This is a genomic window from Puniceicoccus vermicola (genome assembly GCF_014230055.1).
Lineage (GTDB): Bacteria > Verrucomicrobiota > Verrucomicrobiia > Opitutales > Puniceicoccaceae > Puniceicoccus > Puniceicoccus vermicola.
On the sequence record NZ_JACHVA010000101.1, the window covers coordinates 72,656 to 89,148 of the forward strand.

Sequence of the window (16,493 nt, forward strand, 5' to 3'; positions counted from 1 at the left end):
TCCACAATGAAAAGTATTGAGATGCAAATATTACAACCTGGATGGATCCTTTTCGGATTGAGCCTTCTTTCGGGTTTGAGTGCCAACGGTGAGCGGATCACTCGGTACGGGTGGGATTACGACCGCGCTGACTTTCGCGAGAGTGAGGAGGAAATCGCTCTTCACCGGAGCGAGGACAAACGAATCCCGCTGACCGGCTGGGCCGATTACGCATTCGAGGTGCCGGAAGCGGGATGGTACGAGCTTTGGTTTGCCGGGGCACCGCCCGAGTGGAACCGGGATGTTTTCATCGATGGGGAAACCGTCTCGAGGCTCGGATTCTCCAGTCAGGAAGAGGACGTGGATGAGGCCAGCAATCAAGACCGTCCGTTCTTCAAAGAGTTGAACGTCTATTTAACCGAAGGTGAGCATACCCTTCGTTATCAACGATACTCTTTCCCCGGATACATCCCATTCGTTTGGGAATTGCGTCCTGCAGAGGGGAGACCCGAAAGTAGTGTTCGGATGGTGGTGGATGGGAGCCGGATCGCTCATCCCGGGGATTCGATCCCGGTAACACTAATCGGGGGCAATGCGTTTCGGGAGACTCGCTACGAACTTTGGCTGGAGGATCAGATGACGGATGGGAAGATTGCCCTGGGAGAGATGGCTTTCCCTGTCAGCGATAGGCCCCTCCGAAAGGAGTTTTTGATAGAGCTTCCCGAAAAGGTTGGTCTCTATCATGTGCTGGCAAGTGTCGATGGCGAGATGCTCCGCCCGTCTGACTTGAAAGGGGGCTACTTGATGGCAGCCGAAGACTTGGGAGACCCGGAGTTGCCTAGTTCCACGAAGTTTGCGTTTGCCGGCTTGTTTAGCAATGCGGCAGTGTTGCAGCGGGGGAAGGAGCTGCCCATTTGGGGTTGGAGTCAACCGCGGGAAAATGTTCGCGTGACTCTCGCAGAGACTACGATTGAAACCGAAGCGGACGAAAATGGACTCTGGCAAGTGATATTCCCTCCCATGGAGGCCGGGGGTCCTTTCGACCTTGAGGCGGAGTCGGGAGGAGAGACGATTCGAAGCACAGGTATTCTTGTTGGAGAAGTTTGGTTGCTCTCCGGGCAATCCAACATGGGAGGACCGATCCTCCAGTCTACCGGCGGAACAGAGGTGGCACGCGAGGCCGACTATCCGGAGGTCCGCCTCGGCTCGGTGTTTGGGACGGAGGTGGACTCGGGAGAGAAGAGAATCCGTGTGAGTTGGCAGGATGCGGACTCCGGCGGAGATCCACAGATGATGAAAAATTGGCTCGCCATTCATTTAGCTTTTGGGATCAGAATCCATGAAGAATTGGGCATTCCGGTGGGTCTGGTCCGGGCGAATCGGGGAGGTACATACATCTCTACCTGGTCCAGTATGGATTTGCACCGTTCTTTGCCGAGTTACGAGGAGTTCTTGGAGGGACACGAATCTATGGAACAGGAGAACGTCCTTGAGATCATTCATCTGGGAAAAACGGCAGGAAAGATCCGGAAATGGAAGGCTAGGGTCGAGAAGGCCGAAGAAGAGGGAAAACCTCCCCCGAAAGAGCCGAAGATCACGGTGAAAATGAAGAGAAACAATGAGCCGGCATTGCATTGGGATGGCTTGATCGAACCGATGATCCCTTTTGCGATGCGCGGAGTCCTCTGGTATCAGGGGGAGAGCGATTCTGCGATGGCGAATGCGTATCGAGAGCGATTTCCGGCCATGATCGAGAGCTGGCGGGAGGCTTGGGGTGAATCCGAATGGCCCTTTTATTTCGTTCAGGTCGCCTATGGAAAGGGTGCTCTCTACGAGGGAGAGCCTGGCGATTTCCAAGGAGCGGAGATAAAGGAAATGCAACGGAGGACCCTTTCGGTTCCCAATACCGCCATGGTGGTGACGGATGATTTGATGACGCCGGAGGATGGAGTTCACTATCACGACAAGCTTCCGGTGGGGTATCGGCTCGCCTTAGCCGCACTCGCCAACGCCTATGGAATGGATATCGAATATTCCGGTCCGCTCTACCGGGAAATGATGATCGAGGACGGCCAGATACGCCTCTACTTCGACCACTCGGAAGGTCTGCAGGCGAAAGACGGCGATCTCGGGGGCTTTGCCATGGCCGGTGCGGATCGGCAGTGGGTCTGGGCAAACGCACGCGTCGACGGGGAGACGGTTGTCGTCAGTCATCCGGATGTGCTGGAACCGAAAGCGGTTCGCTACTCGTGGGCCGAGCGTCCTTCCGGCGGAAATCTGGTGAATCAAGAAGGTCTACCCGCTGCAGTATTCCGAACCGACGACTGGCCCATGGTCACCGAAGGGGTTGATTGGGTGCAGAAACACTAGTATCAACGACCGATCTCTTGAGAATTCATTTCATGCATTTCCTTGGTATTTTTCTAGCAACGGCGATTGGAGTCGGTGCACTGAGTGCGCAGGAGGTCTCGGGCCGTCACGAAGGCGTTCGAGTGCTCAGCAATGAGCAGATCACGTTGGAGGTAATGGATCCGGAGTCGCCGGAGCGGTATAATACGGGTACGCGATTCATGCCGCTTATGATATTGCGGGCGACTCGGGACGGGGAGGACTTTTTCTACTCTCCGGTTGATCACGATCCGAATTTGGATGGGGCCGGACTCGCGATGGATTTTGATGCGACCAATCCTTTCGGACCTCCGGGATTTTACCAGGCGGAAATGGATGAAGGTTTTATGAAGGTCGGGGTTGGCGTTCTCCGGCGGAGTCTTGTTCGGTGGTCATTTTATCGTCCCAAGGAAGTGATCCAATTGGCTAAAACAACGATTGATTGGCGGGAAGACGGAGCGAGTCTTGAGCAGGAATGTGGACCGGTCAATGGATATGCGTATACATTGGGTGTTGAGCTACTACTGGTCGAAGATCGAATCGAGTTGAATTATCGACTGACCAATACGGGGGAGAAATTATTGGGGACTGAGTTTTACGTGCATACCTTTTTCAAATTCGGGGAAGGCGCCGTCGGTCCCGACTATTCCGTGGAATTTCCGTATCCGATCAATCCTTATCAATTCAAAAAGTCGGACAGAATCGGAAGCGACTTCATCACGTTTAACTACGAATTGACCAAGCCCACGACCGTGAAGTTCTGGGTGCCGGAATCTGCGGAAAATCCGAATGTCTTGAAAGTTACGAATACCAATGGCCAATTCATCGAGTCCCGCTTCTCGGGGCAACCGGTGGGTCGGGTGAGTGTGCACGCATCTTCGCGGTATATCTGCCCCGAACAGTTTATTCTCCTCTTGATCAAACCCGGAGGAAGCAAGGAGTGGTCTGTCCGTTATCGGCTGGGACGGGAACCGGGCGTCGAGGATGGGGAAACGAAGAACAATTTTCATGAAAACTGAGAAACTAAACGTAGAATTTTGTGTGGTCGGGGGCGGTCTGGCCGGCCTTTGTGCAGCGGTGGCTGCGGCTCGCCATGGTGCCAAAACCGTATTGGTCCATGACCGACCGGTCCTGGGCGGGAATGCCTCGAGTGAGATTCGGGTTCCCGTACAGGGAGCCTTTGGCTCGTGGGACCGCAGTGTGAGGGAAACCGGCATTATCGAGGAGATCATGTTGGAGACCCTTTACCGGAATCCTTCCGGAAACTGGCAGATGTGGGATCTGGCCATGCATGGCATTGCAAAGCAGGAACCGAACTTGACCCTATTGTTGAATTGTTCCTGCACGGAAGCCTTCGCGGACGGGCACCGCCTGACTTCTCTCAAAGCCTGGCAATCGACGACCCAGACTTGGTATGAGGTGAGGGCGGATGTCTTTGCGGATTGCTCGGGGGATAGCATACTCGCTTCCTTTGCCGGTGCCGAGATGAGGGAGGGTCGGGAGGCTGCCTCGGAATTCGACGAGCCCGTAGCCCCCGAGAAAGCCAGCTCGACCAAGATGGGAATGAGCCTCGTCTTTGTTTGGCGGGATATGGGGAATCGCCAACGGTTTATGCCCCCCACCTGGATCCACACTTATCACAACAACGAGGAGGCGCCCAAGCATTCCGAAAAGATCAACCTGACGCCGGTCAGTGGTGCCAATGGTTTCTTTGTCGAGCTCGGGGGAGAGGAGGATACCATCCACGACTCGGAAGAAATCAAAGAAGAGCTCCTCAAACTGGGGCTTGGTCTCGTCGATCACTACAAGAATCACGGAGATCACGACGCCGAGAATCTGGCATTGGAATGGTTCGGATTCCTACCGGGAAAGCGGGAAAGCCTGCGTTATGTAGGGGACTATATTTTGAGGCAGAGTGATGTGCAGAAGCCGAATGAGTTCGACGACATCGTCGCTTATGGCGGGTGGCCGATCGACGATCACGATTCCAAAGGATCCCTGCGCAAGGGCAAGTATTCGCACGACTGGTTTAAGGTGAACTGTCCCTATGGGATTCCCTTTCGCAGTTTGTATTCGAGAAACGTCGAAAACCTGATGATGGCGGGGCGCAATATCAGTGCAACTCACGTGGCTCTCTGCACCACACGCGTCATGGCGACCTGCGCTGTGATGGGACAGGCCGTCGGTACGGCTGCGGCGTTAGCCTCCCGGGAAAAGTGCACTCCGCGCGAAGTGGGACAGGAGCACCTCCGAGAGCTTCAGACCATCTTGCAGGACGATGACTGTTGGTTGCCGGGGATTCCTCGAGGAATGCCGAAGTTGACGGTACAGGCGGAGTTGACCGCATCTGTGAACGATCCTCAAGCCTTGCGGGATGGACATGATCGTGAGGATGAGGATAGTGACAAGCTCCATGCTTGGAAGGCTGAAGTCGGCTCATGGGCGGAGTATCGATTTGACGAGGCCGTGGAGTTGTCACGGACCCGCATGATCTTCAATAGCAACCTGAAACGCAAATGGGCGAATATGCCTCTCTGGTATCCGCGGGATGGATGGGATATCCGGCCGGAACCCACTCTTGTCCGAGGATTCCGGTTGTTGGTTGAAACAGAGAACGGGGAGTGGGAAGCGGTGTTTTCGGAAACCGAGAATTTTCAACGGTTGGTTCGGGTTCCGGTTCCCGTGACAACGAAAGCGATTCGTTTGGTGATCGATGAAACCTGGGGTAATGAAATTGCCGAAGTGTTTGCTTGGGAAGTTGCCTGATTGGATAAGAAAGAGACGATGAAGATTGAAAAGGTTCAGCTCTATTTTCTGCCAGTAACATCCCGGATCCCCTACCAGTTTGGGAAGGCCACGATGTCAGAAGTGGTCTGTGCGCGGGTTGCGATTGCAGTCAGCTACGAGGGTCGTTCGGCCAAAGGTTGGGGAGAAACTCCTTTGAACGTGGGTTGGGTCTGGCCCGGGACACTTCCGTTTTCTCAACGCGAGCAGGGATTGAAAGAATTCTGCGGAGAAATCGCTCAGGCATGGACCGACTTTGGCGCTTCGGGGCATCCCTTTGAGATCGGGCACTCGTTTCTCGAGAATCGATTGCCGGGTCTACGTGATGACTTCAATCGTGGGAGGGAAGGCGAGGCGCGTTTATCGCAGTTGGCGGCATTGGTCTGTGCATCCGCCTTTGATCTCGCGCTGTATGACGCTTACGGGCAGTTGCACGGCCTCAACGTCTATGACTGTTTAGGCAAGCAACACTTGTCCAAAGACCTAGCGTATTACCTGGAGCCCGACGCTGAGGGGGGTTCTTTCGATGGACTTTTTCCAGAAGACTTTCTGGTGAAGCCCGCGAAGGAGATTCCCGTTTGGCATTCTGTCGGAGGGACGGACCCGGTGAGTGAATCTGAACTTACGGGGAACGAGCCGAAGGATGACTATCCGGTTCTCTTGCGGGACTGGATCATTCGAGATGAATTGACCTGCTTAAAGATTAAACTCCGGGGGAACGATGAAGCCTGGGACTATGACCGTCTGGTGAGGATCGGCCATTTGGGGATGGATCTGGGCGTTCAATGGCTCTGTGCCGACTACAACTGCACCGCTCCCGATCCCGGCTATGTGAATGCAATGCTGGATCGGCTCCGGGTCGAAGAACCGAGGGTCTATGGTATGCTCCTCTACGTGGAGCAACCCTTTCCCTATGAGTTGGAGGAGTTTCCTATGGATGTTCATTCGATTGCGGCTCGGAAGCCTCTTTTCATGGACGAGAGCGCGCATGATTGGCGGATGATTCGTCTGGGACGGCGCTTGGGATGGAACAATGTGGCGTTGAAGACCTGCAAGACCCAGACCGGAGCCTTACTCTCCCTTTGCTGGGCGAAAGCCCACGGCATGACCCTGATGGTGCAGGATCTGACCAATCCCATGTTGGCGATGATTCCCCACGCGCAGTTAGCGGCTCACGCGGGCACGATTATGGGACTGGAGTCCAATGCTCCTCAGTTCTATCCCGATGCGTCTTTGCCCGAAGCGAAAGTCCATCCGGGAGTGTATCGACGAGCTCAAGGGGTTCTGAACCTGTCGACTCTTTCCGGACCCGGCTTCGGTTATCAAGTTGATAGGATCGAGCGAGAATTGCCGCTACCCGTGTTCGAAGGATAGATTCTCATGACCGGGAGACGCCCCAATGTCCTCTTAATCCCATTTGTGGTCCGTCCCGTGTGTGTTTTCTGACCGGGCAGTATGCGGGAAATTACGGATTTGCGGGGAGCTGGAATCGGTTAGTATTTCGCCTTTTCCGTTGTGAGCGGAAAGTCGTCCGTCCGGAACGGGTGGGCGGGGAGGCCTGCTTGGTTGTAGAGATTGCCACTCGGGTTGTCAGCCCAATTGTAGCGAACGGCGACTGGTTGGCTCACCTCTGGGGATTGGACGATGACGGAATTGCCGTCGATGGTCGCATCGGCCCAATACCATTCTCTGTCAGGACCGCAGATCGCAAATCCTTCGAGTTCGCTGTCCGGACGGTTTCGTACCAGTGAGGCGGTCGAATCTGTGCGTGATTGCACCACATAAGTGTCGGGAATTTCTTGGGCCACCAAGCCGCCGTCGACGTCGTCAAAGGTGAGGCGGATCCGGTCCTCCTCAATCTTCATATCCTGGTAGCGCGGACCGGAATAGGAGATGTCTCGTCCGTAGTCTTTGGCAAGAGCGATCATCGCCAGGCGCTCCCCGACATCCTGCTTGTTACGTGGATGAATGTCTCGAGATTCGCCGAGATCCGTGAGAATGGCCTGTCCCGTATTGGGAAGCCGTAGCGCGAGAGTCTGTGCTTCCCGAAGTTCGGCCCAGTTGCTCTCTTCCGGAGTTTCCGATTTTTGTCCGTAGTTTGCCAATTGAGCCCAATAGAACGGGAATTCGCCGAGCCCCCAGCGAGTCCGCCAGTCTTGGATCATGAGGGGGAAACTTTCCCGGTATTGGTAGGCGCGGCCAGCGTTCGATTCTCCCTGATACCAGATCACTCCTCGTATCCCGAAAGGAATGATGGGGGCGATCTTGCTGTTGAACCAGCCGGAAGGCAGATTTTTTGCGGCGGTTTGGGGTTGTGCAGGGATCTTGGGAAAGTCGTTGCGAGCTTTCTCGCTCAGAGGAGGAAGAAGAACCTCGGTTTTTACCTCCCAGGTTCCCTGTAACGATTGTGACGTGTTCCCATAGGAAAGGCGAAAACGCTTGAGCTCACCTCCAATCGAGAAACCTTCCCGTGGCTGGTACATGCAGACGACGAGTTGGTTGTCGCCTTCCAAAATCCATTTATTCGGGATATTGCCGCGGAGCGGATACTTTTGTTGGGAAATGTCCTCCACATCGGCCGTCCGGATTTTGTGACCGTTCCAATAGATGTCGCAAAGACCGCTCGCATCCCCGAGTTCCAGAACCCACCAATGGCTCGCAGACGGGTCTTCTATCTGGACCGTACGGCGTAGCCAAACGACTCCGGCGACAGCATCTCCGGAGGGGGCGATGGAGCCTGGCAGTTCGATCGGATCCCAATCATTTGAACCCGGGTTTGTGAACCGTTCCGGATCTTGGGTTGTGTCGACCTGGCGATCATAGGATTCGATCCATTGGTTCCATTCATTTGCGAAGCGCTCCAGTTGTCCCGGATAGATTTGGTAGTATTGTTCGTGATACTTCTCCGCGGACACTCTGAGCTCCGGGATTTGTGCCAAGGCATCCCGGCTGGTCCAGGCTTCGACGGCAGTGCCTCCAACCGAGGCGATGATCAGACCTACTGGTTCGTCGAGTTCCGTGGAGAGGCGCTTTCCAAAAAAGTAGCCGACTGCGGTGAACCGGGGAATCGATTTGGCATTCGCAATAACCCATTTCCCGCGAATATCCTCCTTGGGAAATTCGTGGATGGGACCAGTGACATGGAACTGACGCAGTTTGCGATCCTCCGGCAGTTTCTCTTCTCTTTGGAATCCGATACTATGTTTGAGGATAAAGGCCATATTCGATTGGCCCGAGCAGAGCCAGACCTCGCCGAGAACGACGTCGTCGACTTCCACCCGGTTGTTGCCTTCCACCACTAGGGTATGCGGCCCTTGGGGAAGGTCGTCTAAGGGCAGGTCCACCCGCCATTCTCCGTTCTCCGTGGCGGTCGTTTTGACCTTCTGCTCGCCTAAGGAAACCTGTACACTCTCTCCGGGGCTGGCCCAGCCCCAGATGGGCACATGTTCGCCCTTCTGTAAAACCATATGGTCCGAAATGATGCCGGGAAGTCTGACATCGGCCAGCAGACTGGTGCTAGTGGCTAGGAAGAGGGCGAGTCCGAAGGTGAGGATACTTTTCATGGGGCTGTGAAGGTGGAAGTGGTTAATTGGGGCTTTCCGCAATGAATCCGATTGATTGGAGGAACCGGGCCATCGCTTGATTGGTAATCTCCTCGTAGTGAGGATCTTTGAGATAGAATCCGTGAGTCTGGCCCTCGTAGATCAGCAGGTCGTAGCGTCGGTCGTGCGCTTCCATTTGGCGTTGGAATTCCCGGCAGGCCGCTGGTTTGCTCGCGGTATCCTCGGATCCGACCAGAATAATCGTGGGAGGCGTGGTCTCATCGATATTATGGAGAGGGGAAAAGTCTTCCCAATAATCGGCCACCCAGTAGTGGCCGAAGCTGTCGGGCCCCGGGCCGTTGTCGATAACCGGGTTGAAGAGGACGAGTGCGTCGGGTCGGCAGTCGATATCCGGATCGTCTCCGGGGTCATTGAACTTCGTGGTAGTCGCGGTGGCTGCTGCCATCTGTGCTCCGGCCGAGCTTCCTCCGGCAGCGATTCGATCCGGATTGATTCCCAGTTGGTCGGAGTTCGCCCGGACCCAGCGCATCGCCGAATTCGCATCCATGACGCATTCGCGGGGAGAGGTGCCATCTCGACTGCGGACGCGGTATTTGACCGAGATCGCGATCATGCCACGGTCGGCAAGATACCGGCACTGCGGATAAAGGCTCCTTGGATTTCCACCCCTCCAGGCCCCACCGTGAAAGAAAACGATGGCCGGGCGGACGTCGGATGGTTGGTGTCCCTCTGGAGTAAAGATGTGCAGGTCGAAATCTTTCCCGTCAACAGTCTTGTAGAATTCGAATTGGTCGGGCTTGATCTCTGCTTCCTGGGAGGAATAGAGGGGGGAGAGCATCGCGAATGCGAACCCGAGTAAAGGGAGAATACACTTTGAAGGAGCGATCATTCGATACGAATGTAGTTTCGGTTCTCCAACTGTTCCCAGCGAATGGGGGAGTCGACCTCGGTGTCGTTCAGAAATATCCGCATCGCTTCGTTCGATGCCTGTCGTTCGATCGAGATCTTTCTTCCGCGAAGCATGAGCCCGGAGACCTTGAACGCGTTGCCGGACGGGAGCGGGTTGAGATGGAATCCGTTTAGATCGACGCGGAGTCCAAAATGCAGTTCGAGGGCGTCGCAGCACCAACTGCGGGCGGCGAAGGCCTGTTTGCAGCCAGGATTGTCGAGGGCCGGATCGACGTTCTCCGTTTCGTGGGTCAGCCCTTCCGGATAGGAGTGTTCGTTCCAGAAGTGGGTGACGATTCGCTCAAAATCATCGGCGGAACCGATGTGACCGCATCGGTTCATGATGTTCCAATAATAGCGATCGACGGATGGATAGTAGGCTCCCAGTTGGTTGCCGTCTGCCATAAAGCCGGGCATTGAGCGGGGGAACATATAAATGCCATGCTCGAAGAGCGAGTGCTCCCTCAGGAACGCTCCGATGGCTCCGTTGGATTCCGCTTTCGGCTGGGTGCCGAAAGGAGAAACGTAAAGCTGACCGTATGCCGGATAGTATTTGCGTTGGGTCAGGTCTTTTTCGTCCACCGAATCGACCCAGTAGCCCTGTTCTGTATCCCAAAGGACCGTTTCCATGTCGGCTTGTAGTTGCCTCAGTTCATCCTCGTAGCCACCGCATATCTCGTTCACGGCAGAAAGCGCTTGGAAGTAGAGCGAGTTGTTGATCAGGCTGATGTCGTCTTCCTTCTGCTCTAACTCCTCCGGATGATCGGGAAAAAAGCCTTTGCCGGTACTAAGTGAATTGTGCTGGGAGCGTGCCGCTCCGGCTTTCTCGAGGATCGTGCGGGCAAAGGGTAGGTGCTTGTCGAGGGTCTCCTGATCTCCAGTGGCGGCGAAGTAGTTGTAAAGCATGACCACATAGAGGCACTGTGCGCTGGGGGCCATCGAGTGTTGCAGGGAGAAGTCACTGTGAAGAGCATGGGCAACTCCTTTCTCCGGGTGTGCGGTATCCTCGCAAAAGGAGAGCATGTCGCGAACGAGACGGGTTTGACCGCTCCAGAGCCAGGCTTCGGCGTGAACCATGCTATCCCATCCCCAAACCCAATAGGACTGCGAGGCGCGAACCGCCCCGGGAGTGTCGGCCAATTCGAGGGAGCAGACGGTCGGGACTGCGTTGGTCAGGGCCGAATCGAGGCAGGGGTTGCCGCTTTCAAAGCGTAATCCATTTCGCAGGCCCTCTTCATAGTTCTTAATCTTCCGGTCTATTTGTGCATCCATTCCCGCCGATTCGGGCGTATGATTGAAGGCGAGGTAGAAAGTGGCGGATTCCGAGGGTCGAGTCGTTTCGACATAGTATTTGAAGGTGCCTTTGCGTGTCTGTATCGCGAGCGGTTGGGTTGATCCGAGTTTGATCCGGGTTTCCACGGAGTTGCCCTCGGATTCGTCGACCTCGTCGATCGTTCGTGTATATAAACCTTCGGCGCCTAGGACCTCCCAGGCTTGGTTGATTCGACCGTTTACTTTGGTCCGTAGGTGGCCGTGCACAATTAACCGGGCGCGGATTTCGCGATTTTCGGGGTTTTCGAGGACTTGGATGCGTTGGGCGAGAAGGTTCTGATCGAGGATTAGAGAGTGGCGCAGAGTCACTCCTTCCAGAGTGCATTGCGACTGAAAGCCAAAAGGCATATGTTGCGTTTGGTTGAACTCCGGAAAGTAGATGCGGCCATCGATGATCACCTGTAGGCGAAAGAGCTTATTGAAGCCGGATTCGATCGCCGCTTCGAAAAACAAACTTTTAGCGTGTGGCTGCTGACCGTAGTAGCGGATTCCATAGAGCCCCCCTTGGGCTGCAACACAGGCCGAAATGCGTCCCGAGATATAGTGCGTGGTGCCCAGACCAAAACCGTGTGGGCTGGTGGGAATTAGGGAAGAGTATTCGAGCGTCATTGAATTTTGAGTGTTTAGTTGGCCTTCCAGTTCGGATTGGGCTCCGGGATGAGGGCTTTGACCTCGGTTTTCCAGGCATCCAGTTTGCGCTTCAGCTCTTGAGTTAACTCGGGGCGTTCCGTCGATAGGTTTTTGGTTTCCGAAATATCGTCGCGAAGGTTGTAGAGCTCGAGCGAATCATCCTCGAAGAATTCGATTAATTTGTAGTCGCCTTCGCGAACAGAGCATCCGGGACATCCTCCTTGGTTGCTGTAATGCGGGTAGTGCCAGAATATGGGCCCTCGTTCGAATGCTTCTCCTTTAAATAGGGGAGTGATGCTTTTTCCGTCGATGCGGGTGGGGGGCTGGGGAGGTGCCCCGGCGATCTCCAAGAGCGTGGGAAACAGGTCGGGGCTGGTTGTCGGTTCCACGCATCGGGAGCCGGGTTTTATCTGGCCGGGCCAACGGACGAGAAGCGGCTCACGAGTGCCCCCTTCGTACATCCAACCTTTGCCTTCAGCCAGAGGTGCGTTTGAGGTGGGGGAGGTTTCCGAGGTGGCGAGACCTCCATTGTCGGACGTGAAGATAACAATGGTGTTATCAGCTTGTCCGTTGCGTTCCAGCGTTGCGAGAAGCCGCCCGATATTGGTATCCATGTTTTCCACCATGGCGGCATAGCCCGGATCGGACTGGATCTGGCGTCGTTCGATGTATTGGTCTTTCTTGTGATCGCAGGAGAAATGTTCGCCGCGCTCGATTGGATCGATCTGGTCGAGTCCGAGATCTTTCGCCTTGGCCTTATATTTCTCGACTAAGTTTTTCGGTGCTTCGATCGGAGTGTGCACGGCGTAGTGCCAGAAATTGAGGAAAAACGGTTTGGCCTCTTTCTCTGATGCAGCTCGATCCAAAAGTTGGATGGCCTCATCGGTGATGCGGTCGGTGAGATATTCCCCTTCCGGGCCATCTTTCAGCTTGGGCATCTGATAGGGGCTGAAATAGCCGCGCAAGGGATGGCCCCAGTCGCTCCCGGCGATGTTGATGTCAAAGCCATGCCGTTCAGGTAGGGAGAGGCCGCCTCCCAAGTGCCACTTCCCGACATGCCAGGTTTGGTAACCGGCATCTTCTTTTAAGGCGGTGGCGAGGCTGCGTTCGCTTTGGGGCAGACAATGGAAGTAGGGCACGTCGCTGAGTTTGCCGACCGCATGTCCCCCGATGAATTGAGTGACTCCGACGTGAGCTGGGTATTTCCCGCTGAGGATGCTGGCCCGTGTGGGTGAGCAGACTGGGCAGCTGGCATAGGCATCTGTGAAGAGCATTCCTTCGGCTGCTAGGCGGTCCAGATTGGGGGTCTCGTAGAAGCTGCTTCCATAGCATCCCAGGTCTTTCCAGCCTAGGTCATCCATGAGAAAAAGAAGAATATTCGGTTTTTGCATCTTAGGATATGGGGGCGAACAAGGGGGGATCGAAGATGGTTGTGTATGAGATGAGCAATGCGAAGAGAATATGAAAATCCGGAACCTACATACTTACGATAGTCTATGATCCATTGAAATCCATGAAGAGAGTAGAAGCTCGATATTGACAAAGAAACTATCATATGTGATCTATCGAAGTCAATAGTAGCCACATCTGCTTCTAATCCTAACCCTGGAAAATCATGTTTCCCCATCTTTTTCGCGGCTTGTCCGTTCTCTGCTCGATCCGTTTGCTCTGTCGATTCTCTATTCTCGCGGCGAGCGGCCTATGCACGGCCTGGTCTTCGGAAACCGAAGCGATTATCCTCAAGCCAGTCGATGCGGTGAGTTTCGATTATGTAAGCGAAGAAACCGAGAACAGGATTCGGGAAGAGAACGTTCTGCGGACGCCGTTGATCGCAAATTTCGCTTTCGACGTTCCCGAGGACGGGTGGTATGAGTTCATCGTCCATTCCGGGAGTTGGCCGACAAGCTTTCGACTCGACGGAGAGTATTTTTTCTATGGCGTCTTGGAGCCTGTTGGATTCGAACCGGAGGAGGATGGAACTAAACTACGGAACGTCTATTTGACGAAAGGGTCTCATGAATTGGTGGTTGAACGCGGTTGGCATCCCGGACCTCCACGGATTCAAGAGATGCGTTTCCGTCCGGCTGAGAGTCCGGAGGGGATGGTCTATTTAGACTTGGAGAAAGACTATCTGGTTTATCGAAAGGGCGAATCCGTACCGGTGGCACTTCAGGCGGGTCAGACGGATTCCGATTACGAGATAATGATTCAGTACGTGGATTCGGAAAGTGGCGAAGTTGTTTCCGAGGAGGAAATAGAGATTCCTGTCGGACCCGGTTTCTACGAGGAGACGATATATTTGCCGACGGATCGGGAAGGGATTCTGGATGTGGTTGCAACTGGGCCGGCCGGGCAAGTGGTGAACCGGACGTTCCAGTATTTGACGATCGATACGGATTCCCCGCCGGAAGCCCCATGGTCTCTTGAACTGGTGGAATCCATAAATTCTATTGAAGAAGAGCCTGAGTATGGAAGCGGTCGGGACAAGGTCGTGGAGCGGAATGGTCTTGTCTATCGTGAGGGCGGAGAGCACGGCCACATGGAGAAGAACGTAGAGGCCGATTGGTTTGCCTACGAGTTGGATTTGCCCGAAGTGGGAGTGCCCTACCTTCTGGAGATCGAGTATGCAGACGATGATCGCCGGAACTGGACTTATTCGTTGATTGAGAAGGAAAAGCCTTGGGGACGCACGCTGACGCATGGAATTTTGTCGGGAGGGATTTATTCACTGACGGATCAGATGCAGACCACGGAAATGGTTTTCTATAACAAGGAAACGAATCCCCGTGTCCACTTCCGCAATTGGTGGAAAGGCCAGCCGGCCGCAGTTTCGAAAATCAACGTCTACAGAATTACGGGCGGCTTCCCGGCTATGCCTGGACTGGATCTCGAGGAGGGGCGGTTGTTTGGCCGGTATCAGGAGGAGCCGGGACGTTTTACGCAGTGGACGACGAGTATGGAGGACGACTCTTGGTTGAGCGTATGGCAGCCGGCGGAGAGGATTGGGAGGTATTCACGATTTGTCGGGGCAAATTTTTGGAAGCCGACGATTTCGGTCTACGGAGATAAGTTGTGGCCGACTCGCTTCATCCCGGAACAGGGTTTCAATGGGGGTGGATTCGATTCGAGTAAGGAACAGTTTCCCCGCGATACGGTTCGTCTGCTCGCTCTCGTTGCCGAGAAGTACAACATGCAGTTTATGGGCCAGCTGTATCCCCGAATGCAGCGCGATATCTCTCGCCGGTACTTTACCGAGCGGATTACGGGCGTGGATCCGAAGGGCGATGTTTCCTGGAAGGATGCGGATACGATGCCTTGGGTGGCGATGCACCGGTCCGGAAAGAACAATGCACGAGGCAATGCGATTTTTCTCAATCCTGCTCATCCCGGGGTTCAGGATTGGGTTGCTGATGTGGTAACCGAATTGGCGGATCGTTATCAGGACCTGCCCTCTTACGGGGGAGTCGCAATTCGTCACATGGCCTGGCAGTTTCCTGGATGGCAGGCATGGCCCAATATCGAGTATGGATATGATGATTGGACGGTCTCTCAATTCGAAGAAGATACCGGAATTGAGGTTCCGGTCGATGAGGATGATCCGAAGCGTTTCGAGGAGCGCTACCAATGGATGACGAAGAACGTTTATCAGGAGTGGGTGGACTGGCGCGCAGATCAGATCGAGACCATGCATCTTCGACTGCTGGCAATCCTTCAGGAAAGGCGCCCCGATTGGAAACTGAACATTGATGTACTCCGCCCGGATTTTCGGGGAGAACCGAATATCGATCGTTACGACCGTCTGGGATGGGCGGGGATGCTGCGAGAGACGGGAATCGATCCGGATCGTTATCGGGATACGCCGAGCATCGTGATCAATGATTGGCGTCATTATCCCGCGGGCGCACGTTCCGGCGCCATTCGCAATCCATCCCGTCAAGGTTCTCGCTTTTATTCATACCTGGACCCGGACGTGGTCGGGGAAGCCTATCGGAATGTTGATGGAGGCCGCGAGAGTGGTGTTCACTTTGACGCCAATTCCTACGAGTCCGATTTGGCCTATGGTGACGAGCTGGGGTATTCGTATGAAGAAACGACTTCGAATAAGAAAATGAGTCGGCCCAAGATGCACGGAGCCGGGATGGTATTTCCCGCCGGGCGTCATTTTCTGGAGCGTTTCGCCAATGCCATGGCGGATGGAAATACGACCATGATCACCGATGGAAGTCATGCTTACATTTCCTGGCCGCCGAAATGGTTACGCGAATGGATGCCCCACTACCGCGCTCTGCCCAATATCGGGATGGAGCGAATCGGGTCTGGAGACCCTGTCGCTCTTTGGCTGGGGAAATCAGGGGATTCTACCTACTTCTATTTAGTGAACCGGTTGGATGAACCCGTGGAGGCTCAAGTAAGCTTTCTTGAGCACGACGGAAATGTGGTTCGCCTTGTCGATGGCCAAACGATGGAAATCGACGATGCGGGGTTTTGGCAGGTTCAGCTGGAGCCCTATGAGTTGATTTCTCTCAAGACATCCGGCGACAATCGGCCGGTGTCTTTTTCGGTTCAGGTATCCGAGGAAGGAATTCAGCGTGCTGAACGTCAAGTCGCTACGGTGGAGGATTGGTTGCAGCCCGATGGAAAAATCGAAAATGCGGTGTCTCCCAAAAAATACGCTGCGGCTCAGGAGCGATTTGAGGTGGTCCAGCAAGCTTTGGCAGATGGCGAATATCACAAAGTGCGGCAGAATCTGTATCATCCGGATCTTTGGACGATCTTTGTCCAGTTGGATGAATATCCTCCGGAACTTTGGAACGATCGGACTCCGGTTCCTCAGGGGGAGTGGTGATACGCTTTCAGAGAGGTCACGAA

Annotated in this window: 9 protein-coding genes; 5 read left to right on the top strand and 4 right to left on the bottom strand. The window is 54.6% G+C overall.

Annotated elements, in window-relative coordinates:
• The first annotated feature begins 6 nt into the window (after positions 1 to 6).
• From H5P30_RS12555 to H5P30_RS12570, 4 genes are read left to right on the top strand one after another with little or no spacing between them, the layout of a single operon-like run.
• Positions 7 to 2,349 (top strand): sialate O-acetylesterase, encoded by a 2,343-nt coding sequence (locus H5P30_RS12555; RefSeq protein ID WP_185693271.1) that lies wholly within the window; start codon positions 7 to 9, stop codon positions 2,347 to 2,349.
• Between the two features lie 32 nt (positions 2,350 to 2,381).
• Positions 2,382 to 3,386, top strand: coding sequence for a hypothetical protein (locus tag H5P30_RS12560; protein ID WP_185693272.1), 1,005 nt, complete (start codon positions 2,382 to 2,384; stop codon positions 3,384 to 3,386).
• Entirely contained in the window at positions 3,376 to 5,133 is a 1,758-nt protein-coding gene (locus H5P30_RS12565; RefSeq protein ID WP_185693273.1) for an FAD-dependent oxidoreductase, read from the top strand. Before H5P30_RS12560 ends, H5P30_RS12565 begins: the two co-directional genes overlap by 11 nt.
• An 18-nt stretch (positions 5,134 to 5,151) precedes the next feature.
• Complete coding sequence (locus H5P30_RS12570; RefSeq protein WP_185693274.1) at positions 5,152 to 6,525, top strand: mandelate racemase/muconate lactonizing enzyme family protein; 1,374 nt, start codon at positions 5,152 to 5,154, stop codon at positions 6,523 to 6,525.
• Positions 6,526 to 6,644: 119 nt separating this feature from the next.
• Here the strand turns inward: H5P30_RS12570 and H5P30_RS12575 are convergent, their stop codons facing one another.
• From H5P30_RS12575 to H5P30_RS12590, 4 genes are read right to left on the bottom strand one after another with little or no spacing between them, the layout of a single operon-like run.
• A complete protein-coding gene (locus tag H5P30_RS12575; protein ID WP_185693275.1) occupies positions 6,645 to 8,714 on the bottom strand; it encodes a sialate O-acetylesterase in 2,070 nt (689 codons plus the stop codon).
• A gap of 22 nt (positions 8,715 to 8,736) precedes the next feature.
• Positions 8,737 to 9,552 (bottom strand): alpha/beta hydrolase, encoded by an 816-nt coding sequence (locus H5P30_RS12580; protein ID WP_185693276.1) that lies wholly within the window; start codon positions 9,550 to 9,552, stop codon positions 8,737 to 8,739.
• Between the two features lie 47 nt (positions 9,553 to 9,599).
• Positions 9,600 to 11,603 carry a glucosidase family protein gene (locus H5P30_RS12585; protein WP_185693277.1) on the bottom strand — a complete coding sequence of 668 codons (2,004 nt, stop codon included), beginning with the start codon at positions 11,601 to 11,603 and terminating at the stop codon, positions 9,600 to 9,602.
• 14 nt (positions 11,604 to 11,617) lie between these two features.
• Complete coding sequence (locus H5P30_RS12590) at positions 11,618 to 13,015, bottom strand: sulfatase (protein WP_185693278.1); 1,398 nt, start codon at positions 13,013 to 13,015, stop codon at positions 11,618 to 11,620.
• A 224-nt stretch (positions 13,016 to 13,239) separates the two neighbouring features.
• On the opposite strand from H5P30_RS12590, the gene H5P30_RS12595 reads away from it, so the two are divergent.
• Complete coding sequence (locus H5P30_RS12595) at positions 13,240 to 16,470, top strand: family 10 glycosylhydrolase (protein ID WP_185693279.1); 3,231 nt, start codon at positions 13,240 to 13,242, stop codon at positions 16,468 to 16,470.
• Positions 16,471 to 16,493 lie beyond the last annotated feature (23 nt).

Bases quoted from the DNA above. Each gene is read 5' to 3' on its own strand.
- H5P30_RS12555 (WP_185693271.1), top strand. From the start codon at position 7: ATGAAAAGTATTGAGATGCAAATATTACAACCTGGATGGATCCTTTTC.
- H5P30_RS12560 (WP_185693272.1), top strand. From the start codon at position 2,382: ATGCATTTCCTTGGTATTTTTCTAGCAACGGCGATTGGAGTCGGTGCA.
- H5P30_RS12565 (WP_185693273.1), top strand. From the start codon at position 3,376: ATGAAAACTGAGAAACTAAACGTAGAATTTTGTGTGGTCGGGGGCGGT.
- H5P30_RS12570 (WP_185693274.1), top strand. From the start codon at position 5,152: ATGAAGATTGAAAAGGTTCAGCTCTATTTTCTGCCAGTAACATCCCGG.
- H5P30_RS12575 (WP_185693275.1), bottom strand. From the start codon at position 8,714: ATGAAAAGTATCCTCACCTTCGGACTCGCCCTCTTCCTAGCCACTAGC.
- H5P30_RS12580 (WP_185693276.1), bottom strand. From the start codon at position 9,552: ATGCTCTCCCCCCTCTATTCCTCCCAGGAAGCAGAGATCAAGCCCGAC.
- H5P30_RS12585 (WP_185693277.1), bottom strand. From the start codon at position 11,603: ATGACGCTCGAATACTCTTCCCTAATTCCCACCAGCCCACACGGTTTT.
- H5P30_RS12590 (WP_185693278.1), bottom strand. From the start codon at position 13,015: ATGCAAAAACCGAATATTCTTCTTTTTCTCATGGATGACCTAGGCTGG.
- H5P30_RS12595 (WP_185693279.1), top strand. From the start codon at position 13,240: ATGTTTCCCCATCTTTTTCGCGGCTTGTCCGTTCTCTGCTCGATCCGT.